A 22,051-nucleotide genomic window follows, 5' to 3' on the forward strand; every position below is an offset into this window, starting at 1 on the left:
TCGCAATGACTGCCTCCCGGCCTTCCCTGGCCTCTGACGGTTCCTGGCTGCACACCCCGCGCCCGAGCCTGCGGCTGATTACCCAATCGGCGATCGCGTTCACCGCGATCGGTGCCCTTGGCGCGGGCTTGCTCGCTGTGGCGCCGCTGATGCCCGACTTCGGGTCGCCGACCGCTGAGATCGACGGTGACGACCCCGTCGCCGCCGAGGACTGGGAGCCGGGCGAGACCGAATGGACCGACCCGTCGGCCGGGCAGCGGTGGGAACCTGCCGAAGGCACGGACCAGGTGGCCGCGTCAGTCAAGCTGGATACCACTGGTGGGGGTGCGGCCGCGGTACTCCAAGATGCTGCTGCCGAAGCCATCGGCATCAGCGGGTTCCTCATAGCGGTCACCGACACCGGTACCAACGGCGCGCTCGCCGTGGACTATGCCGATGCCGAGGCCGCCTTCGGACCTGGTTGGGACACCCGGGCAGCCGTGATCCGCCTGCCCGCCTGTGCCATCACCACCCCCGGCACAGACGGGTGTTTGGATACCGAGGTCATCGAGTCCGATATCGACCCCGAAGCCGACACCGTCACGGTCGACCTGAAAAGGGCCGCAGGCACATCTGATGCGACCGTGAGCACGGCCGAGCCGATGCTGCTGGCCGTCGCTGCGACCTCCGCCTCCGACACTTCCGCAGGGGACTTCTCGGCCACGAAGCTGGAATCGATCGGCTCCTGGGAAGCCGGGTCGAACACCGGGGCGTTCACCTACTCCGTCCCGATCAGCGTGCCACCTACCGCGGGCCCGGTCCCCGAGATCGCGCTCAACTACAGTTCCGCCCTGCACGACGGACGCACCTCGGGCAAGAACAACCAGGCCTCCTGGGTCGGCGACGGCTGGACCTACGAGCCGGGCTACATCGAACGCACCTACACCGCCTGCTACGACGACCTCGGCTCGGGCGCGAACAACGGCGAGAACGACTTCACCGCCGACCAGTGCTGGGACGGCAAGTCCAACCACATCACCGTCTCCCTCAACGGCGTCAACGCCACCCTGTTGAAGGACGACGCCTCAGGCAAGTGGTACGTCGACTCCGGGCAGGCATGGAAGATCGAGCCGCTCGGCACCACCGCAACCGCCTCGACCGCAACCAGCGAGTCGTGGAAGATCACCACCGAAGACGGCAGCGCCTACTACTTCGGGTCGGCCGCAGCCTCACGCCTGACTGTCCCGGTGTTCGGCAACCACACCGGTGAAGCTTGCCACGCCACCGCGTTCAAAGACTCCGACTGCGCCCAGGCCTACCGGTGGCTGATCGACAAAGCCGTCGACACCACCGGCAACATGGCCCGCTACACCTACACCACCAAGACCGGCTTCTACGGCGCTGCCGGCGACGAAGCCAACCGCACCTCCTACGGCCGCGAGGCCTACCTCTCCCGCATCGAATACGGGCTGCGCGAAGGCGACACCTCGGTCCTTGCCACGGGCCGCATCAACTTCACCGTCACGGACCGGTGCAACTCCGGCTGCTACGACGCCAACAGCAAACCGGTCGAGACCGCCTGGCCCGAGACCCCCTGGGACCTCAACTGCCACACCGCGCCCTGCACCACGCAGTTCGCCCCGGTCTTCTTCGACACCAAGCGGCTCACCGGCATCACCACGCAAGTCCGCACCGGCACCACCTGGCGCGACGTCGACCAGTGGACCCTCGACTACGAGTTCAAGACCTACGGGTCGGAGAACCAGGTCGTCCTGTGGCTCAAGTCGATCCAGCAGACCGGCAAGACCGGCACCGACATCGCCCTGCCCAAGATCGAATTCGGCGGCTACGCCCTCGAAAACCGGGTCGAGGCCGCAGGTCGGATCCAGCTGTGGCGCTGGAGAATGTCCTCGATCAAGACCGAGTCCGGCGCAGTCATCTCCATCGGCTACTCCGCACCCGACTGCGCGAGCCTGCCGTCAAAGACCGAGAACACGCGCCGGTGCTTCCCGGTCCTGTCCAAACCAAGAGGCCAGGCCGAGACCGTCGAAGACTGGTTCCACAAGTACGTCGTCACCGAAGTCACCCAGACCGACCCGATCACCGAATCCCCATCGGTCTCGACCTTCTACGACTACGCCACCACCGGTTCCAGCACCGGCGTGTTGTGGGCGTGGGACGACTCGGCCCACACCCGCAAACCGGAACGCACCTACAACCAGTGGCGCGGCTACGCCCAGGTCACCACCCGCGTCGGCGACGCTGTCGCTGGAGCTCAAGAGGTAGCTCAGTCCCGCTACTACCGGGGCCTCGATGGCCAGCCGCTGCCCAACAGCGGAACGCGGTCGGTCACGCTCACCAGCACCGAAGGCACCGCGGTCACTGACCATGAGGCGCTCTCGGGCGAGGTGTTCGAAGAGGTCACCTACAACGGCACCCAGATCCTCCAAGGCGCACTCACCCGGTACTGGACCGCCAAGCCCGCCAGCCAAAGCCACGACGGCGGCTCCTACGACGCCTGGCGAACCGGTCCCTCCCGGGAGGAGACTCGCCGGTGGCTGACCGGCACCACGTGGCAGCGCACCCGTACCGACACCACCTACGACACCCTCGGCCGCCCCACGGCCGTCTCCAGCCACGGCGACACCGCCAAGAGCGGCGACGAGACCTGCCAACGCACCTGGTACACCGACTCGGCTGCGGCCGACATCTACAACCTGCCCTCCCGCGACGAAACCGTCGACCATCTCTGCGACACCACTACGAGCAGCGCCAGCGACATTCTCGGCGCCAACCGCTACTACTACGACTACCACACCGGGCTCGACGACGACCCCACCAAGGGACAGCTGACCCGCACTGCCATCCTGGAGTCCTGGCCGGTCGGCGGTACCGCCCGCTACGTCAACACCACACAGAACACCTACGACGCGATCGGCCGCGTCACCCGCACCGTCGACCCCGCCGGACATGTCACGGCGACCGCCTACACCCCGACAGGGGCTGGCCCGGTCACGCAGCAGACCACCACGAACAACGCCGGACACGCCACCGTCACCACGCTCGACCCCGCTTGGGGTGTCCAGACGAAGATCGTCGACCCCAACAACCGCGTTACCGAAATCGCCTACGACGCGCTCGGACGCACGGTCTCGGTGTGGGAGCCCGGCCGGACCCGGGCCACGGAATCCGCCTCCCGCACCTTCGCCTACAACCTCTCGGCCACCGCACCGTCCACGGTCACCACCAAGGAACTCGGCGCGAACGGCAACTACATCACCACGATCGAGTTGTATGACTCGCTGCTGCGTCCTCGCCAGACCCAGACCGACACGATCAACGGCGGCCGCCTGGTCAGCCTCAACCGCTACGACACACACGGCCGAGTTGAAGAAACCCGCGGCCCCGACTACGTCAGCGGCACCCCCTCCAACGTCCTCGCCGTCGTCGAACGCGGCGCCTCGACCAATCGTGTCGAATCGACATTCGACGCCGCCGGGCGCACCACGCTCCAAGTCCAGTTCCGCGGCCAGGATGAACTGTGGCGCACCGCCACCGCCTACGGAGGCTCCACCGCTGGCTACCAGATCAGCGTTACCCCACCCGAGGGCGGCACCGCGACCGCGACCATCGAAGACGCCTTCGACCGCACCGCCGAAATCCGCACCTTCCACTCCGGCGCCCCCTCCGGCGACTTCGACACCCTGACCTACACCTACAGCCCGCTCGGCAAGATCACCCAAGTCGGCGACGGCGTCGGCAACACGTGGTCATGGCAGTACGACCTCCAAGGACGCACCACCACCTCCACCCACCCCGACTCCGGCACCACCCACATCGACTACAACGACGCCGGACAGATCACCGCGATCACCGACGCCCGCACCCAATCCGTAACGCTCGCCTACGACAACCTCGGCCGACTGACGGAACGCCGCGATGGCACCGGCGCGCTCCTCGCCTCCTGGACCTACGACACCGCCTACGAAGGGATCGGACTCCCCGCCACCACCACCCGTCACGTCGGCGACGACACCTACTCAGAGACCATCACCTACTACGACGAGGGCGGCCGGGCCGGGGAAACCGAGATCACCATCCCCGAGAGCGAAGGCGCACTCGCGGGCACCTACTACGTCTACCAGGCCTACCACGACAACGGCCAAGTCTCGGGGCGCGGCTACGACGCGATGGGCTCGATCGGTACCCAGCAGCTGTCCTATTACTACGACAACGTCGGCAACCAGACTTCGCTCTTGTCTGACATCGGCGGCGACTCGGTCGCCGTGGTCGACGCCGCGACCTACACCCCCTACGGCGAGATCCAGACTCGACGTCTCAACTCCAGCTACAACAACAAATTTGCCTACCAGGGCTATCAGTACGAGGAGACCACCCGCCGCCTCCAGCGGTTCACCTTCGACCACCAGACCACTGCCCCCACCGTCGCCGACGTCCGCTACACCTACGACGACGCCGGAAACATCCAATCCGTTGCCGATCTCCCCGCCGACAACCCCAACCGGTGGGAGACCCAGTGTTTCAACTACGACGGCCAGCAGCGCCTGACCGAAGCCTGGGCCCAAGCAGGCGATAGTGCCTGTAACGCCACCGGTGAGACCACGGTTCTCGGCGGCCCTGCGATGTACCACAACACCTACGGCTACGATGCCGCCGGCAACCGCGCCACCGACTCGCTGCTACTGGCGGGCCACGGCGGCGAGACTCGTACCTACACCTACCCGACCGCGGGCAGTGACCAGGCGCACGCGCCGACCAAGGTCCAATCCGAAGACGGCACCAACAGCTTCTTCACCTACGACGACGCCGGGAACCTGCTTTCGCGCGACGTCGGCGGATCCATCACCCTTTTCGAGTGGAACGCCGAAGGCCACAACACCGCCATCAGTCAAGGCGACCTGCAAACCCGCATGGTCTACGACGCAGAGGGCAGCCGCATCGTCCGCGACGACGGCGACAAAGCCACCCTCTACCTGCCCGACACCGAAATCGTCTGGAACAAGCAGGCGAACACCCTCGACACCACCCGCTACATCAGCCACGCCGGTGACGTCATCGCCACCTGCAAGGGCACCTCGATGAGCCTGTGGCGATGGGTCGGCGCAGACCCCCACGGCACTGCCACCCACTCCGTCAACGCCGTCTCGCACTCCGGTGAGAACGTCCGCTACTTCGACCCCTTCGGCCTCACCCGAGGCGAACGCTCCGGCGAATGGTACGGCCAGCAAAGCTATGTCGGCGCCACCGAAGACCCCACCGGCCTCCTCCAAATGGGTGCCCGCACCTACGACCCGCTCTTCGGGCGCTTCATCAAGGTCGATCCGCTCCTTGACGCCAACGACAAACAGCAACTCACCGGCTACGTCTACGCCGCCAACAACCCCATTACCCTCGCCGACCCCACCGGACTCCTCTGGGGTCTCGAACCCAACTTTGATGCGCTTGCTAATCCCTTCGGCGGAGTTAAGGAAGCCGCTGGCGACTTCTGGGAAGCAACCAAGGAGTTCGGTTCTAACCTCAAAGATGGGGAGTACAACGCCGAAATTGGCGGCATCCTCGTCACTGCGGCGGTCATCACCGGATGCGTCGCAATCGGCGTTGCAACCGTCGGGGTTGGTGCGGCAATTTGCGCGGTCGGCGCAGGAGCGCTTGGCGCCGCATACACGTCATCCGAAAACGGCAACGACGCCGAGACCGTCGCAAGAGACACCGTCATGGGCGGCCTTGCAGGAGGAGTCGGCTACGGCGCCGGAGCACTCATCGAGCGAGCAATCGCAAGCAAAGCCGGCCAAGCCGCCGACGACCTCCTCCCCGACGGTTCTAGCTCGCCTCGCAGTGGCGGCACTTCCGGTACGTCATCTGGTTCTACGAGCGCGATCAATGGCTCAAGAATTTCAACTACGCTTAAGGATGCGCTACAGCCGAATAAGATTCGGCATATTTTGTATGGCTCCAAAAGGAGTAAGCATTATCTCGAATCGTTTATTAGCAGGGCAGGCGGGGAGCGCCGGGCAATTGGACGCATAACTAGTGCATTGTATAGAGGTAGTATCTCGACCGACTCTAGGGGATTCTTCCAAGTCGACCGAATGATTTTGGGCCAACGGATTCGGATCACGGGTATGATGGTGAACGGAGTTCCAAGGATCAGTGGGGCTTGGGATGCAGTTAGGGGTGTGCGATGACGGATGCCGCAAGGCCTCTCACTGAAAATGAGAGAGCGATCCTCCGTGGGGCGGCGGTTGATGGGCTTCCCGATCTTGATCATTTCTGTTTGCAGATCGACGCAGTCGAGGTGGATTACGATCCATCGTATGCCGATATTGGATTGCGGGTCGTGGGGAACCTGCCAATAATATCGTTGCGTGATGGAATTATGCCTGTGAATATTGACGAGATAGGTGAAGATGGGCAGTTGCTAGGGATTGTTTGGATCATATTGAGCGCAGGGTATATATCCGGTATTGAATACACGGACTTCGCTGAAGATCGTAGCGTTCTTCCGAGCGTCGAGAGGCTTACTTTCAGCCTTGCTGACCCGAATGACAAAATGATCCATGAATTTCGGGAATGACAAATATATCGGCTGACCTTGTTGTTATTGAGGTATTTCGAGTAAGTGATGGCGCACCTAGTGATCGAATGAGCGACTATGGCTGGTGTGCCGTGGAGCGAATTGACTTCCTCGTGACTAAATTGTTGATGTCTGTCTGATTCATGGCAAGATTCGGTCTTGTGAGCGTCTGCGCTGTGACGGTCGCGTCGAGAGACCTTGGGACGGCGAGTTGGAAGAAGTTGCCGATCCAAATGCGGCTCGCGAAGTAAGTGACGTACCGCTGCTTCGGCGAGTGCCTGCGCGTATCAACCGTGAGTTCATCAGCCGCAGCAAGACAACGACCGAGCCACTAATGACTTCCCGGAGCCGTGTCGATGCCCTTCTCATCTGTATCCAGGCGATTCGGGCTGCCGCGCTCACGAACGAGCTCTGGCCAGAAGAAGCGGCGGTTCGGTGTGGCCTCCTTGTTTGTCGCAGCGTTGGTCGTCTCGGCCGTGATCGGACTTACCGCCTCTGGACTTGCCAGTGGCTTTCACTTCGTGGTTGCGGTGGTCATCACTTTGGTATTTGCTGTCAATGGAGTGGCCTCGCCTCGCCCTAGAACTCCGTCGGGTTGGCCAGCCGCGATGGACCGGTCTGGTCGTGACACGAAGGCGCTCGCGGCATTCGTGCCCTCTATAGGCCTACCCGGCGGTGTGCGGAATCGGTTCACAGCACCTACGATGGCCCAGCTCTTCGAGGCCGCCGCTGCGGCGGACAGCGCTCAGGCTACGCTCGACGACCTTCTCGTTCCAGACCCACGGTCATGGCTGGCATTCGATGACGCGACCCGGACCTGGACGCGGTACCGAAACACCGGCATTGACATCGCCAAGGTTGGTGTGCCACTTCCCGAGACGGCGCTCGGGTTCGCGCTCGCGATGGCCTCGGGAGACGGACATCGGCGCGCCGAAGCACTACGCCACTCGAGCGTCGCGGCCTATCCGCAGTTGTATCCGCTGGTGCTCGTCCGGGCGGTCGACCATGTGGAACCGATCCGCAAGATCGCCCTCGGCCTGCTCGCCCGTCTCATCTCAGCCCATGATCACGAGATCTTCGGGGCGGTGCTCACCGTCTCCTATCGTCTCCGGGAACGCAGACATGCCGAACCGATGCTCGACCTGGTTCTGGACAAACTCGGTAGCGCCTCGGACGAGGAACTCCTGGCTGCCCTCGCAGCGGCCGATGGGCGATCAGCCCGTTGGACGGCGAAGACACTGATCGAGCGAGATCGCTTGGCGGTGCCGTTGCTGGCGGCCATCGCGCTTGGGCGGTTCGACGATCGCCTGCAGGAGCTATGCGCCGACGCCCTGGCGGCCCGCGCCTTGACACGTGACCGCCCCGATCTGCTGCAGCCCTTGGCCAAAGCGCCATCGGGACGTGTCCGGACTGCCGCGCTCACCGGACTGGTCAGGCTCGCGCAGTTCCACGGGCTCGAGGAGTTCCTGACCGATCGCAGTGCGCCCGTGCGCGCCACTGCGCAGTGGGGTTTGCGCCGCGCCGGCCGCGATCCCGCCTCTTACTACCGAGCGCTGCTCCAACGCCCGATGCCCGCGCCCAGAACAGCGATCCAGGGATTGGGAGACTGCGGCCAGGCAGCCGATGCCGACCTCGTTGAACCCTTCCTCGTCGACCCACGACCGAAGACCCGAGCTGCCGCGGTAGAAGCGCTCAGGAGTCTGGGCACCGACCGTGACCTATCCCGGCTCCTCGACGATTCCGCGCCAGTGGTGACCCGCGCCGTGGCCCACTACCTTTCGGATCGACGCATGCTGCCCCCGGTCGCGGTCTTGCGTGAACTCATCCAGGGCCCGCATCCGCCTCACGTCCGTCGGTCGGCGGTGGCACTGCTCCGCGCGCACGGGGTCTGGCATCGCATCTGGGTGGGCCTGGTCCTGTACCGCGACGCTGACCAATGGATGTCGATCGAGGGCCTGACGAGCCTGGACTACCTGTGCCGTTACCAGCTCGCTTCCGTCAGCGCACCCCTGGACGATGAACTCCGCAACGAGCTCCGAGCGCTCGTCCGAGCCAGATCGAACGAGCTGTACCTCGACACCCGCCAAACCCTGCAATGGCTCCTGGACACCAGCCGAACCGGATCTGGTCCAGGCGAGAAGCGCTGATCCTCAGGTGCTGAAAGCAAGACGGCGGCGCCTATCGCTGTGTCCGATGCGAAGACCTTCGAACCAACGGGACAGATCCGGGTACATCAGGGGTATGTGACGAACATCGCTGTCAATGGATCAGGCAGGAGCTTCTGCGCGCGGAAGTCAGGAGAACTTTGGAACGTATTTGGAAAAACCAGCCGGATTTAGCCGGATTTGGCAGCTCTGGCGGGACATGGCCGGACGTCCAAAAAGAACAGTCCCTGACCTGTCTTGATGCAGGTCAGGGACTGTATCCGCTGGTAATGATCTTGCAGGAGTGACAGGACTCGAACCTGCAACCCTCGGTTTTGGAGACCGATGCGCTACCAATTGCGCCACACTCCTTCGCCCGTCCGGTTGCCCGGCCTGGCCGCAACTATCTTACGTGTTGCGGATCGGCCGGTGCAACCGGGTGGACGGCGGTGTTGTCGCAGGTTAGGAGGCCGGGATGACGGAGCCGTCGGTCCAGGTGTCGAGGATGTACTGCTTGACCTCGTCAGACTGCAGGAGCTCGCCGAGCTTCTTGATGTCCTCGTTGCCCGCGTTCGCGGCCGTGGTGACCAGGTAGTTCGCGTACGGGTTGTTCTTGGCGGACTCGCTCGCGATGGCGTCCTCCGCCGGGCTCAGTTCCGCTTCGAGGGCATAGTTGCCGTTGATGACGGCGGCGTCGACGTCCTCGAGGGTGCGGGGGAGCTGAGCCGCTTCGACGGCTACGAACTCCAGGTCACGCGGGTTGTCGGCGATGTCGTCCTCCGTAGCGGTGGTGACGTCGACCCCGTCGGCGAGGGTGATCAGACCCGCGTCCTGCAGCAGCGCCAGCGCGCGGCCGCCGTTGGACGGGTCGGCCGGAATCGCGATCTGGGCGCCGTCGCCGATCTCCTCGACCGAGGTCGCGGTGTTGGCGTACAGGGCCAGCGGCTCGATGTGGACGGGGGCGATCTCGACCAGGTCGGTGCCCTTCGCCGCGTTGTCCTCCTCCAGATACGGCAGGTGCTGGAAGAAGTTCGCGTCGGTCGAGCCGTCGGCGGTCGACGGGTTGATCTGGAGGTAGTCGCTGAACTCCTCGATCTCGATCGTCAACCCCGCGTCCTCGGCCAGCTCGTCCTGCACGAACTGCAGGATCTGGGCGTGCGGGACGGAGGTCGCGGCGACGACGACCGTGCCGTCGGTCTCAGTGGCCTCCGAGCCGCCGTCGTTGCCGCAAGCGGCCAGGGTCAAAGCGGCTGCGGTCGCTACGGATGCGCCCACGAGGGCACGGCGATTGAACATGGTGTTCTCCTAAGGAAGGTAGGGAAATAACTTCAGCGGCGGTCGAGGGTGCGGGCGCACCGGTCGCCGAGGATCTGGAAGAGCTGCACGAGCACGACGAGGATGACCAGCGGCCAGATCATGTACTCGGTCTCGAAGCGCTGGTAGCCGTAGCGGTAGGCGAGGTCGCCCAGACCGCCGCCGCCCACGATCCCCGCCATCGCGGAGTACGAGACGATCGCGACGAGCGTCACGGTGAAGCCCCGGATCAACCCCGGCGTTGCCTCGGGGAGCACGACCCGCCACACGAGCGCGGGAGTCCCCGCGCCCATCGAGCGGGCCGCCTCGATGAGGCCCGGCTGGACTTCGAGGAGCGCGCCTTCGACGAGGCGCGCGAAGAACGGGATCGACGCGACCGTGAGCGGCACGATCGCCGCCTCGGTGCCGATGCTCGTGCCCGTGATGAGGCGGGTGAGGGGTACTACAGCGACCATGAGCAGCACGAACGGCGCGCTCCGCCCGATGTTCACGATCAGGCCGATCGGCGCGTTCACCGCCGCGATCGGCTTCGGGCCGGGCTTGGACGTGATGTAGAGGACCGTCCCCAGCAGCAGCCCGCCCAGCAGCGTCCACGCGCCCGAGGCCGCCACGATGTGCAGCGTCTCCCAGAACGCCTCGGTCAGGAGTTCGACGAGCCGGTCCGTCATCGGGCCACCTCTTCGCCGAGCAGGCGGGCCGCGAGACGCCGGGCCTGGCCGCCGAGGCGCGAGTCCGGGTCCGCGAGGAGTTCGGGAACGGCGCCGATCTCGACGAACCGGCCCTCCTCCATCACCGCGGCACGGTGGCAGATGCGCGTGATCACCTCAAGTTCGTGCGTGATGAGCAGGATCGTGAGCCCGAGTTCGCGGTTGAGCCGCGCGAGCAGGTCCAGAATCTCGTCCGTGGTGTCGGTGTCGAGTGCGCTGGTGGCCTCGTCGGAAAGGAGCACGGCAGGAGCGGCTGACAATGCGCGGGCGATCGCGAGGCGCTGGCGCTGGCCGCCGGAGAGCTGCCCGGGGTAGGCCTTCGCCTTGTCGGAGAGGCCCACGAGGTCGAGCAGTTCGAGTGCGCGTTCGCGCCGCACGGCGCGGGGAACCCCGCGGAACCTCAATGGCAAGGCCACATTGGACGCCGCATTGCGGTTGGACAGGAGGTTGAAGTGCTGGAAGATCATCGCGGTCTTGGCCCGCGAGGCCCGCAGCTCACGTCCGCGCAGCGAAGTGAGCTCGATGCCGTCGACTTCGACCGTGCCCGAGTCGGGCCTGGTGAGGAGGTTGACGGTGCGCAGGAGCGTCGACTTGCCGGCGCCGGAGCGGCCGAGGATGCCGAAGATCTCGCCGGGGGCGACGTCGAGGTCCACGCCGTCGAGGGCGACCAGGTCACCGAAGTTCTTGGTCACGCCGGACAGGCGGATACCGGGTCTTGGTTCCATGAGGAGGGAAGATCGCTTTCGCTGTGGGAGTTCGCCGCTTCGGGGCGCGGCGCTGCAGGGACCCTCAGCAGGCGCACATTCGGCAGCACGGCATCGCGGCGCGGGTCGCGTCGCTGATGATGTCCTGGTGCTGGCCGTTCACAAGCGGCAAGTCAAGCAGGTGAACTCCGGAACGCCAACGATCTGTGACGAACGCCGCGACGGTCGCGGTGAAGTTCGCGGACCGTCGCTGGCACAGTGATTGCCCGTCGCTGAGATAGGGTTCGGCCATGACAGTTGCGACGATTCCCGCTCCGGCGTTCGCGATCGAGCGGTTCAAGCTCGCCAACGGGCTGCGGGTGGTCCTCGCGCCGGACCCCGGGGCTCCCGTGGTCGGCGTCGCCGTGGTGTACGACGTCGGGATGCGCTCCGAGCCCGAGGGCCGGACCGGCTTCGCCCACCTGTTCGAGCACATGATGTTCCAGGGCTCCCACAACGTCGGCAAGGCCGAGCACATGCGGCACGTGCAGTCCGCGGGCGGCACCTTCAACGGCTCGACCCACATCGACTACACCGACTACTTCAACCTCCTGCCCTCGAACGGCCTGGAGCTCGCGCTGTTCCTCGAGGCCGACCGCATGCGCGGCCCGGCGATCACCGAGGAGAACCTTGCGAACCAGGTCTCCGTGGTGAAGGAGGAGATCCGGGTCAACGTCCTCAACCGCCCCTACGGCGGCTTCCCCTGGATCAAGCTCCCGCCGGTCATGTTCGACACCTTCCCGAACGCGCATGACGGCTACGGCTCGTTCGTCGACCTCGACGCCGCCACCGTGGAAGACGCAAAGTCGTTCTTCAACGCCTACTACCCGGCCTCGAACGCGGTCCTCTCGGTCGCGGGCGACTTCGACCTGGCCGAGGCCCGCGAGCTCGTCGAGCGCCACTTCGGCAGCGTCGAGGCCCGGCCCGCGCCGGTGCACCCGTCGTTCGACGAACCCGACCTGAGCGCTGAACGCCGCGTCGCTTACACCGACGAGCGCGCGACCCTCCCGGCCGTCGCGGTCGCCTGGCGCGTCCCCGATCCCGTGACGCAGCTCGACGACTTCCTGCCGTACGTGGTCCTCGGCGAACTGCTCACCGACGGCGACGCCTCGCGCCTGGTCGAGCGGCTCATCCACACCGACCAGACCGCCACCGCGGTCGCCGCGCACACCACGTTCATGGCCGAGCCCTTCGCCTCGCGCGGACCGACGGTGATGCTCGTGCAGTCGTTCCTGCCGCCCGGCACCGTCGTGGACACGGTGCTCGACACCGTGCAGGAAGAGCTGGCGCGCATCGCCGAAGGCGTCGACGAGGCCGAACTCGACCGCGTCAAGGCCCGCGTCGCCGCCCAGCTGCTGCGCGGCGACGACTCGGTGATGGGACGCTCGCGCCGCTTCGCGACCGCCGAGATCTTCCACGGCGACGCGTCGATGTCCGTGCGCTTCCCGGCCCTGCTCGGCGAGGTCACCGCCGAGGCCGTCGCGCAGGCGGCGGCCGCCCTGACGCCGAACCGCCGCGCCGTTCTCGAAGTCATTCCCGGAGGAGCCCAGTGAGCAACGTCATTCCCGGTCTCGCGCCGGAAGTCCCGCTGTCCCTGCCGGTCCCGGTCGAGCGGACCCTCCCGAACGGGCTCCGGGTGCTGCTCACGCGCCGTCCCGGCGTCCCGCTCGCCGAGGTGCGCCTGTCGATCCCGGCCGCGCACGCCGACCTCGCCGCGGCCGACCTGCTCTCCTCCGCGCTGTTCTCCGGGACCGAGACCAATTCGATGACCGAGATCGCCCAGCGCCTCCAGGGCGTCGGCGGCGCGCTCGGCGCCGGGGCCGACCCGGACCGGATCGCCGTGTCCGGCAACAGCCTCGCGACCGGCCTGCCCGAACTCCTGGAGGTCCTCGGCGACCTCCTCAAGGCCGCCGAGTACCCGGAGGGCCCGCTCGCGGTCGAGCGCTCCCGCATCATCGACGGCCTCTCGGTGGCCGAGCAGCAGCCCGACTTCCAGGTCAACCGCGTCCTCGACGCGCGCCTGTGGGGCGACCACCCGTACGGCCACCAGCAGCCCACCGCGGCCGAGGTCGCGGCCGTCGAACGCGACGCGGTCCTGGCGCTGCACGCCGCCCGCGTCCACCCGGTCGGCGCGCGGCTGATCATCGTGGGGGACATCGACACCGACTCGGCGTTCGCCGCCGTCGAGAAGGCCCTCGGCGACTGGAACGGCGCCGGCGAACCGCGCCACATGGAGCCGCTGCCCGCGCTCGTCTCGGGGCCGCTCGTCCTCGTGGACCGGCCCGGCTCGGTCCAGTCCGCGATCCGCGTCGCCTACCCGGCGGTCGAGCGCACCCACCCGGACAACGCCGCGCAGCACCTCGCGAACCTGGTCTTCGGCGGCTACTTCTCCTCGCGCCTGGTGATGAACCTGCGCGAGACCAAGGGCTACGGCTACTCACCGCGCTCCAGAGTGGACCACGCTCCGGCCGGCTCGATCCAGCTCGCCGCCGTCGACGTCGCCACCGAGGTCACCGGCCCCGCGCTCGAAGAGGTTCGCGCCGAACTGCGCGGCATGTCCGAGCGCCCGCCCACCGCGGAGGAACTCGACCTGGCCCGCCGCTACGCGCTCGGCTCCGTCAAGCTCGCCACCGCCACCCAGGCCGGGGTCGCCAACTACATCTCCGTGCTCGCCGCCGCGGGCCTCCCGCTCGCGTGGCTCGCGGAGCACTCCGAACGCCTCCGCGAGGTCACGCCCGCCGACATCCAGCGGGTCGCGGCGCAGCGGCTCGACCCCGGGCGCGCCGTCACGGTCGTCCTCGGCGATGGCGGGGCGATCCGTGAGACGCTCGCCGGGTTCGGGGAGATCGAGTCCGCATGAGCCACCCGCCCTTGGCGATCGACGTGCTCGACCGGTTCGGGGACCGCCGTAGCGACGACGAATGGCTCACGGCCGCTTGGGAACAGGCGCAGGTCGTCGTCTGCGACCCGGTGAACGAGCGCATCGCGGCGGACGAGGACGGCCTGCACTACTTCGACGCGGACACCGCGCCGGAGGGCCTGCGCGTCTACCTCGGCGGCGAGCACCCGCCCGTGTTCACCGTCCTCGCCGACCTGCCCGACGGCCTGCCGGGGCGCTGGATCAAACCGGACTGGGACCGCCGGGACCTCGCGATCGCCGTGCAGGCCATCGCGATAGGCCACTGGCACGCGACCTACCGGTTCCACCCGACGACGGGCGAGCCGCTGCAGTCCCGTCAAGGGGGCTGGGAGTTGGAGGCCGTGTCGGGCCGCCCGGTGTTCCCGCGCACCGACCCGGCCGTGATCGTCCTCATCGACGACGGCGCCGACCGCGTGCTGCTCGCTCAGCACCGCCGCTACTCGGGCGCGCCGAAGACCGGGCCCGCCGCGGTGCCCAGAGGCAACCGCTACGCGTGCATCGCCGGGTTCGTCGAGCCGGGGGAGTCGGCGGAGGCCGCCGTGCATCGCGAGGTGGGCGAGGAGATCGGGATCAAGATCGACCGGCTCGAGTACGTGTCGAGCCAGCCGTGGCCCTACCCGCGTTCGCTCATGCTCGGCTACCGCGCCACCGCCGACCCGGCGCAGCCGCTGGTGCTGCAGGCCGAGGAGATCGCCGACGCGCGCTGGTTCACCCGCGACGAGGTGCGGCGGATGTGGGTCGAGACCGAGGACTCGACGCCGAGCGCCGTGCGGATCTCCATCGCGCGCTTCCTCATCGACGGTTGGCTGGCCGCCGCATAAGACCGTCCTCGACATCGCTCATGTACGGCGCGCAAGCTTCGCCGAGGCTGCTTGCGAGCCATAAGTTCAGACGAGCGACGGCCGCTTCGGCGGTCTCGTCCAGTGCGGCGGTCTCGGTCGCGACGGCGCGCTGCGCGGTGAACACGCCGGCGATGACGACGACGCCGCCGATGATCTGCGGCACCGTCAGCGCCTCGCCGAGCAGCGCCCAGGCGGAGAGCGAGGCGACCACGACCTCGGCGTACCCGATCCCGCCGGCGACCGGGGCCGTGATGAACCGCAGGCCGCTGAGGCCCAGGCCGTAGGCGAGCGCGGTGCAGCCGATGAGCAGGATCACGCTGACCATGCCGGTGGTCGACACGCCGCCGAGCGTGACCTCAGAGGACAGCGCCGCCCAGTCCAGCGCCCACGGGGCCGCGAAGGGCGCCAAGGCGATCGCGCCGACCGCGAAGCCGATCGCGAGCAGCACCCGCACGTCGACCTTCGCGGTGAGCCGTTCGCCGGAGAGGAAGTACGTGGCCTGGCAGGCGGCCGCGGCCGAGCCCGCGACGAGGCCCACCGCGTCGAGCCGCAGACCCGACCAGGCCTCGACCACGATGCACAGGCCCGCGATGCTCAGGAGGGTGCCGATCACGGCGGCGCGCGGCAGCACGGTGCGGCGCACGAAGCGCACCCAGGCGACGACCACGATGGGGCCCATGAACTCCAGCAGGAGCGCGATGCCGACGGGCAGGCGCTCGACCGCGATGAAGTAGAAGGCCTGCACCGCGGCGATGGCGGTGAGGCCGAACAGGACCAGCCCGCCCCACGGCAGGCGTTCGTCCTTGCCGCGCAGCCGCAGGAGCGGCACGACGGCGGCCGCGATCGCGATGAGCCCGACGCCGCAGATGCGCAGCCAGGTGACCTGGATCGGGGTGAGTCCGGCCTGGATCACGACTTTGCCGAAGGGGCCGCATACGCCGAAGAACAGCGAAGCGGCCAGGACGAGGGTGACGCCGAGGGCGGCGCGGGGTGACGACATATGGGCTCCATTGCTCACGACAGCGCACAAGAGGACCGGGCACAGAAAAGGCCCGGGACGGATCCATCCCGGGCCTGAATGCTTAGCGACCACCCCTCGAAGTCGCTAAGCAAGCTTGACGAGTCAACTATAGGGCATCGTACCGGCTTTGTGTCCTAAACGTGACCATAGTCTCGGTATGTGGCACAGGTCAAGCGCCGATCTTCGCTTTCACCTGCGCGAGAGAGGGATTGGTGAGGGCGCTGCCGTCCTCGAAGAGCACGGTCGGGACGGTCATGTTGCCGCCGTTGACCCCCATGACGAACTCGGCGGCCTCGGGGTCCTGTTCGATGTCGACCTCCTTGAAGAGCACACCCTCGCGGTCGAACGCGAACTTCAGCCGCTTGCAGTAGCCGCACCAAGTGGTGCTGTACATGGTGATCATCGATCCTCCTTCGTCCTCGACACTAACGCGATACCGCTCAGGGGCATTCCTTCCGGGCGCAGATCATGGTGGCGGTCCTCACGTTCACCGCTTTCCGGGCAACGGCCCGGCCGTTCCCGTCGGACGCTTCTGGGACACTGGTCGGATGACCGCACGCGATCAGGCCATCGAACAGCTCCTCTCCGGACTCGACCCTGAACAGCGCGAGGCGGTGACCGCGCCGCCCGGGCCGGTCTGCATCCTCGCGGGCGCCGGCACCGGCAAGACCCGCGCGGTGACCCACCGCATCGCCTGGCGGGTGCTGCGCGGCGACATGCGCGGCCAGCACGTCACGGCCGTCACCTTCACCGCCCGTGCGGCGGGGGAGATGCGCGACCGCCTCCGCGGTCTCGGCGTCTCCGGCGTGAACGCCCGCACCTTCCACTCCGCGGCGCTGCGCCAGCTCCGCTACTTCGGCACCCGCCGCTTCGGCGGTCAGCTCCCCGAGCTCGTCGACTCGGCCTTGAAGTTCACGGCCATCGCCGCCGCCCGCGCGGGGCTGCAGACCTCGCGGGCCAAGAACTTCGACCTCACCACCGAGATCGAATGGGCCGCTTCGTCGCTCATCGGCCCCGACGACTACGTGAGCGCCATCGCCGCGCTCGGGCGCGACGCGCCCGCCGCCCCCGAGGACGTGGCGAAGGTCTACGCCGCCTACATCGAGGCCAAGCGCCGCGCCGGGGTCATGGACTTCGCCGACGTGCTCGCGTACACGGCCGACCTCATCACCGACCACGCCGCGACCGCCGACCAGATCCGCAGCCAGTACCGGTTCTTCGTGGTCGACGAGTACCAGGACGTGACCCCGCTCCAGCAGCGGCTGCTCGACGCCTGGCTCGGCGACCGCGACGACATCACCGTCGTGGGCGACGCCAGCCAGACCATCTACTCCTTCACCGGCGCCAGCTCGCGGAACCTGCTCGACTTCACCCGCCGCCACCGGAACGCCTCGCTCGTGCGGCTCGTGCGTGACTACCGCTCCACCCCGCAGGTGGTCGGCCTCGCCAACCAGATCATCGGCGAATCCAAAGGGCGCGAGGCGAAGATGCGCCTCGAACTCATCGGCCAGCGGCCCGACGGCCCCGCCGTCACCGCCGAGGTCTTCGCCGACGAGGCCGAGGAGGCGGACATGATCGCCCGTCGCTGCTCCAAGCTCATCGCCGACGGCACGAGCCCTTCGGAGATCGCGGTCCTCTACCGCACCAACGCCCAGTCGCAGGCCTATGAAGAGGCCCTGGCCTCCTACGGGGTGCCCACGGTGGTCACCGGCGCCGCGCGCTTCTTCGACCGGCCCGAAGTGCGCCAGGCCGTGGTCGCGCTGCGCTCGGCCGCGAAGACCGAGATCGGCTCGATGCCGCTGTCCGAGGCGGTGCCCGCCGCCCTCGAGGCCGTGGGTTGGCGTCCTGACGCCGCGCCTTCCGGAGGCGCGCAACGCGAAGCCTACGAAGCGGTCGCCGCGATCGCGGCGCTTTCGGAGCAGTTCTTGGAGCACCACCGGGCCAACCCGGACGAGGACGGCCCCGATCCGGACCTCGAGGCGTTCTGCGCCGAGCTCTCCCGGCGGGCCGCCGAGCAGCACGCGCCGGCCGTCGAGGGCGTCACCCTCGCGAGCCTCCACGCGGCCAAGGGCCTGGAGTGGGACGCGGTGTTCCTGGTCGGCCTGGCCGACGGCACGCTGCCGACCACGTTCGCCCGCACCGAGACCGCGCTCGAGGAGGAGCGCCGCCTGCTGTACGTCGGCATCACCCGCGCGCGCGAGCGCCTGCAGCTCTCCTACGGGCTCGCCCGCAACGCGGGCGGGCGTGAGCGGCGGCTCTGCCGATTCCTCGCGCCGCTCGGGCTCAGCGGCTTCCCGCGCCCGTCCGATCCCGGTGCGGCGGCGCCGAAGCCGCGCGAGCGCAAGAAGGCCAAGGTCCTCGACTGCTCCGGCTGCGGCAAGCCGCTCACCGACGCCCGGGACCGCAAGCTGGGACATTGCGAGGATTGTCCAGCCACTATGGACGAGGGTCTGTTCGAGCGGCTGCGCGAGTGGAGGGTCAGTGTCGCCAAACAGGACGGCAAGCCGGCTTTCACGGTCTTCACAGATGTGACCTTGATCGCTATTGCCGAGCGCTGTCCAGGATCCGACAGTGAGCTCGCGTCGCTCCACGGCATCGGCAAGTCCAAACTCGACAAATACGGCCCGGCGGTATTGCACCTGGTCAACGGCGGGGAAGTGACGGACGCCATCGCGATGTGCAAGGGCGAGTCCTGACCGGTACTTGACCGGTAAATCTCACGGCAAAAACTTTCTCGCGAGACTCGCAGAAAAAGACGTTGCGCTCCCGAGCGAGACGGGCGTAGCGTTGCTCAAGCCGGAGTGAGGTGTGCGCCTCAGGACAGCCATGGCCTGCGAGCCGTGAGTTGGCACGGCACGAGGAGATGAAGACCAATGTTGACCACGAAACCCGAAGGGAGGGGACAGACGATGACGCTGCTCAGCGAAACCCAGAGCACCACGCCGCTCGGCGCGACGCATGAACCGGTCGCCGTCTATCGGCACATCGCGCCCGTCTCCGCCCCGGTTCGTGGCACCACTCTGCCCGGCGCCGTCCAGATCACGACGCTGAGCACCGTGAAGACCATTGACAACACCGATATGGGCGCCAATGCCGTCCTCGGCACCACCACTGTCGGACGCGGCCGTGCATTCGCAGGCCTCGGTTGGCAGCCGGTCAACGGCTCCGAGAAGCGTCACGGCGCCACCCGCGGGAGACCGCCTCGAGAACATCGAAAGGGCTTACAGCTAAGCCCGCTCGGAACTCTCGAGGCCGCGAATCCCGCTCCAGGGATCGCGGCCTTTTTGTATGGCTGAAACGCCCGTCAGCACGACGGCGAGTCAGAAATCGGCAAGGTCGCGGCCCACCAGTAGAAGACAGACGAGACAGATTGCGAAGCAATTGCGTCCTCAGACAGCACTGATGCGACCGAACGTCGAGAAGACCATCGAGATGAGAGAGGAGACCGAGTTCATGACCGACACCCTCATCGGACCCGAGCTGCGAGACCAGGCCCGCGAGACCGGCGGCGACCTGGCCTGCCGCGAGTACGACGCGGACCTGTGGTTCTCGGAGCAGCCCACCGAACTGGAGTTCGCCAAGTCCCTGTGCGCCGACTGCCCGGTGCGACTGGCCTGCCTGGCCGGAGCCCTCGAGCGCCACGAGCCCTGGGGCGTGTGGGGCGGCGAGATCTTCGAGAAGGGCAACGTCGTCGCCCGCAAGCGGCCCCGCGGCCGGCCCCGGAAGGACGCCGCGCTCATCGAGCAGGCCGCCCAGAAGGAGCTCGCCGAGCGGACCCGTGAACTCGCGCTCGCGGGGGTGACGGTGTCATGACGGTCGACCATCTGAGCCGCCATCTCAAGCAGGACGTCGGCGTGAAGGATCTCGAGGTGCTGATGGGCGGGGAGATCGAGGCGGCCCGACCGCTGCAGACGAACTCGCTGTTCAGCGGGATCGGACGCCTCCGGATGCGGAGCCTGTGGAAGGAAGCCGGCTACGCCCGGACGCCGCGACACACCGGACGGCACCGCCGCCGGGGCCGACTTTGACGACGCACTAACCGCGTTGGCTGAAGGGGTCCATCCCTGAGTGGGGATGGGCCCCTTTTGTGATGCCCGGGCAGGGTCGAGAAAGGCGGGGTCGGGAGTGTCCGTGCAATTCGGACACTCTGGGGCGCCCCGAATCAAGCGTGTCTCGCGGGTCCGGCAATATGCGCGAGCGCGAACGGTGCTCCGATTCGGCTCAGCGGCTCGGGTCGGTGCCTTCGGGGTCGGCGAAGCCCGGGAGCCACTCCTCCAGGATCGAGCGCCACTCGGCCGTCGCGCCGAGTTGACACAGGACGCCGATCGAGCCCATCGTGACGCGGTGGATCAGCAGATAGGAGGGCGGGAAGCTCAGCTGCTTGTTCAGCTTGGCCGCTTCCGAGCCCTGGCTCGTCAGCCGCGTGCTCTCCTTGCGGAGCCACTCGCGCGAGAACTGGAACTCCTCGCCCGCGATCGGCTCGAGCATCGGCTGCAGCAGGTCGAGCATCGCCTTCGCGTCGATCTGCAGCCCCGGCGGCACGAAGCCCTCGCCGCGCAGACCCGCCACCACGTCATCGGCTTTGCCGTCCAACGTCAACCGGGTCAAGCGGCCCACCTGCACCGGCATCCCGCCCGGCAGGCGCGAGGCCGCGCCGAAGTCGTACACGATCAGGCGCCCGTCATCGCCGATCGCGAAGTTCCCCGGGTGCGGGTCGGCGTGCAGCAGGCCGGCGCGTTTGGGCGCCGAGAAGTGCAGGGTGCACAGGCGCAGCCCGGCCGCGTCGCGCTCCTCCTGCGTGCCCTCGGTGATGACCTCCGACAGGGGCCTGCCGGCGATCCACTCGGTGACCAGCACTTCGCCGCTCGCGTGCACCACCTCGGGCACCACGATGAGCGGGTCGTCGCGGAAGGCCTCGGCGAACTGCCGCTGCGTCGCCGCCTCCAGTTCGTAGTCGAGCTCCTCGAGCAGCCGTTCGCGCAGCTCCACGGTGATCTTCTTGACGTCGAAGTTCGGTTGCAGCACCTTGAACATCGGGGCCATGCGCGAAAGGTGCCGCAGGTCGGAGCGGAGCGCGTCGCCCGCGCCCGGGTACTGGATCTTGACGGCGACCTGCCGCCCGTCCTTCCACACCGCGCGGTGGACCTGGCCGATGCTCGCCGCCGCTGACGGGGCGTCGTCGAATTCGAGGAAGCGTTCGCGCCAGTCCGCGCCCATCTGGCGCTCGAGCACCCCGTGGACGCTGGCCACCGGCAGCGGGGGAGCGGCGTTCTGGAGTTTCGTCAGCGCCTGCCGGTACGGCGCGGCCAGATGCTCGGGCAGGGCCGCCTCGAAGATCGACAGCGCCTGGCCGAGCTTCATCGCGCCGCCCTTGAGCTGCCCGAGCACGCTGAACACGTGCTCGGCGGTGCGCCGCTGCGCCTGCTCGCTCAGGATCTCGTCGGCCAGCCCGGTCACGCGCTTGCCCAGCCCCACGGTCGCCCGGCCCGCCAGCCCCAAAGGCAGGGAGGCGAGTTTCATTCCCCGTACGATCGCCCGGCGCGGGAGGTCGTCACCCGAATGGGCGGGTCCATGCCTGTCGCTCACGTTCCCAATGCTCTCACGGCGAAGCGGTAGTCGGCGACGGCACGGGCACGCCATGTCGGCCCGTCGTCGGCCCCGCCTGGAGGACACGTAAGGGCCCGGAAGCCCCTTACCCCTGTCGGCGGCTTGACCCCGCCTATGTCACCCCTACGGGTGAAGCGGCGCGGCGGGGCTTACAGGCGTGAAATCTGTGGCATTCTGAG

At 67.5% G+C, this 22,051-nt stretch carries 16 protein-coding genes, 1 tRNA gene and 1 pseudogene; 10 read left to right on the top strand and 8 right to left on the bottom strand.

The features are described from left to right. Positions 1–5: 5 nt before the first annotated feature. From JHY01_RS19645 to JHY01_RS19655, 3 genes are all read left to right on the top strand, one after another. Positions 6–6,185: an RHS repeat-associated core domain-containing protein gene (locus JHY01_RS19645; RefSeq protein WP_205327379.1), complete on the top strand. Its 6,180-nt coding sequence runs from the start codon at positions 6–8 to the stop codon at positions 6,183–6,185. Then, positions 6,182–6,574 (top strand): hypothetical protein, encoded by a 393-nt coding sequence (locus tag JHY01_RS19650; RefSeq protein ID WP_205327380.1) that lies wholly within the window; start codon positions 6,182–6,184, stop codon positions 6,572–6,574. Before JHY01_RS19645 ends, JHY01_RS19650 begins: the two co-directional genes overlap by 4 nt. A gap of 704 nt (positions 6,575–7,278) precedes the next feature. Further along, the gene (locus tag JHY01_RS19655) at positions 7,279–8,721 is read left to right on the top strand and encodes a HEAT repeat domain-containing protein (protein WP_205327381.1); all 1,443 of its coding nucleotides are present in this window, start codon (positions 7,279–7,281) and stop codon (positions 8,719–8,721) included. A gap of 296 nt (positions 8,722–9,017) precedes the next feature. Here the strand turns inward: JHY01_RS19655 and JHY01_RS19660 are convergent. From JHY01_RS19660 to JHY01_RS19680, 5 genes and pseudogenes are all read right to left on the bottom strand, one after another. After that, positions 9,018–9,090: transfer RNA gene (locus JHY01_RS19660), tRNA-Trp, on the bottom strand. A gap of 90 nt (positions 9,091–9,180) precedes the next feature. Further along, complete coding sequence (locus JHY01_RS19665; protein WP_205327382.1) at positions 9,181–10,014, bottom strand: MetQ/NlpA family ABC transporter substrate-binding protein; 834 nt, start codon at positions 10,012–10,014, stop codon at positions 9,181–9,183. Between the two features lie 32 nt (positions 10,015–10,046). After that, positions 10,047–10,700: a methionine ABC transporter permease gene (locus JHY01_RS19670; protein WP_205327383.1), complete on the bottom strand. Its 654-nt coding sequence runs from the start codon at positions 10,698–10,700 to the stop codon at positions 10,047–10,049. A 53-nt stretch (positions 10,701–10,753) separates the two neighbouring features. Then, positions 10,754–11,464 (bottom strand): annotated as a pseudogene (locus tag JHY01_RS19675) (methionine ABC transporter ATP-binding protein); the annotation flags it as partial. 64 nt (positions 11,465–11,528) lie between these two features. After that, a complete protein-coding gene (locus JHY01_RS19680; protein WP_205327385.1) occupies positions 11,529–11,735 on the bottom strand; it encodes a hypothetical protein in 207 nt (68 codons plus the stop codon). Here JHY01_RS19680 and JHY01_RS19685 point away from each other — a divergent pair. The 3 genes from JHY01_RS19685 to nudC are packed head-to-tail and all read left to right on the top strand — an operon-like array spanning position 11,734 to position 15,223. Next, positions 11,734–13,035: a pitrilysin family protein gene (locus JHY01_RS19685; RefSeq protein WP_205327386.1), complete on the top strand. Its 1,302-nt coding sequence runs from the start codon at positions 11,734–11,736 to the stop codon at positions 13,033–13,035. The genes JHY01_RS19680 and JHY01_RS19685 overlap by 2 nt on opposite strands. Next, positions 13,032–14,342, top strand: coding sequence for a pitrilysin family protein (locus JHY01_RS19690; RefSeq protein ID WP_205327387.1), 1,311 nt, complete (start codon positions 13,032–13,034; stop codon positions 14,340–14,342). The genes JHY01_RS19685 and JHY01_RS19690 overlap by 4 nt, the downstream gene beginning before the upstream one ends. Then, entirely contained in the window at positions 14,339–15,223 is an 885-nt protein-coding gene (nudC, locus tag JHY01_RS19695) for an NAD(+) diphosphatase (RefSeq protein WP_205327388.1), read from the top strand. The genes JHY01_RS19690 and nudC overlap by 4 nt, the downstream gene beginning before the upstream one ends. Here the strand turns inward: nudC and JHY01_RS19700 are convergent. Together JHY01_RS19700 and JHY01_RS19705 are read right to left on the bottom strand one after the other, a co-directional pair. Continuing rightward, the gene (locus tag JHY01_RS19700; protein WP_205327389.1) at positions 15,195–16,244 is read right to left on the bottom strand and encodes a DMT family transporter; all 1,050 of its coding nucleotides are present in this window, start codon (positions 16,242–16,244) and stop codon (positions 15,195–15,197) included. The genes nudC and JHY01_RS19700 overlap by 29 nt on opposite strands. 190 nt (positions 16,245–16,434) lie before the next feature. Beyond that, positions 16,435–16,668, bottom strand: a complete 234-nt coding sequence (locus JHY01_RS19705) for a mycoredoxin (RefSeq protein ID WP_205327390.1) — start codon at positions 16,666–16,668, stop codon at positions 16,435–16,437. Positions 16,669–16,813: 145 nt separating this feature from the next. Here JHY01_RS19705 and JHY01_RS19710 point away from each other — a divergent pair, with 145 nt between their 5' ends. From JHY01_RS19710 to JHY01_RS19725, 4 genes are all read left to right on the top strand, one after another. Next, positions 16,814–18,961 (top strand): ATP-dependent DNA helicase UvrD2, encoded by a 2,148-nt coding sequence (locus tag JHY01_RS19710; RefSeq protein WP_205327391.1) that lies wholly within the window; start codon positions 16,814–16,816, stop codon positions 18,959–18,961. A 213-nt stretch (positions 18,962–19,174) separates the two neighbouring features. Further along, a complete protein-coding gene (locus JHY01_RS19715; protein ID WP_205327392.1) occupies positions 19,175–19,561 on the top strand; it encodes a hypothetical protein in 387 nt (128 codons plus the stop codon). A 157-nt stretch (positions 19,562–19,718) separates the two neighbouring features. Then, complete coding sequence (locus tag JHY01_RS19720; RefSeq protein ID WP_205327415.1) at positions 19,719–20,078, top strand: WhiB family transcriptional regulator; 360 nt, start codon at positions 19,719–19,721, stop codon at positions 20,076–20,078. Further along, a complete protein-coding gene (locus JHY01_RS19725; protein ID WP_205327393.1) occupies positions 20,075–20,293 on the top strand; it encodes a hypothetical protein in 219 nt (72 codons plus the stop codon). The genes JHY01_RS19720 and JHY01_RS19725 overlap by 4 nt, the downstream gene beginning before the upstream one ends. Positions 20,294–20,486: 193 nt before the next feature. Here the strand turns inward: JHY01_RS19725 and JHY01_RS19730 are convergent, their stop codons facing one another. Further along, positions 20,487–21,785: an AarF/ABC1/UbiB kinase family protein gene (locus tag JHY01_RS19730; RefSeq protein ID WP_240193004.1), complete on the bottom strand. Its 1,299-nt coding sequence runs from the start codon at positions 21,783–21,785 to the stop codon at positions 20,487–20,489. Positions 21,786–22,051: the final 266 nt, after the last annotated feature.

The sequence above is a fragment of the Glycomyces sp. YM15 genome, assembly GCF_016918015.1.
In the GTDB taxonomy this organism is placed as follows: domain Bacteria; phylum Actinomycetota; class Actinomycetes; order Mycobacteriales; family Micromonosporaceae; genus Glycomyces.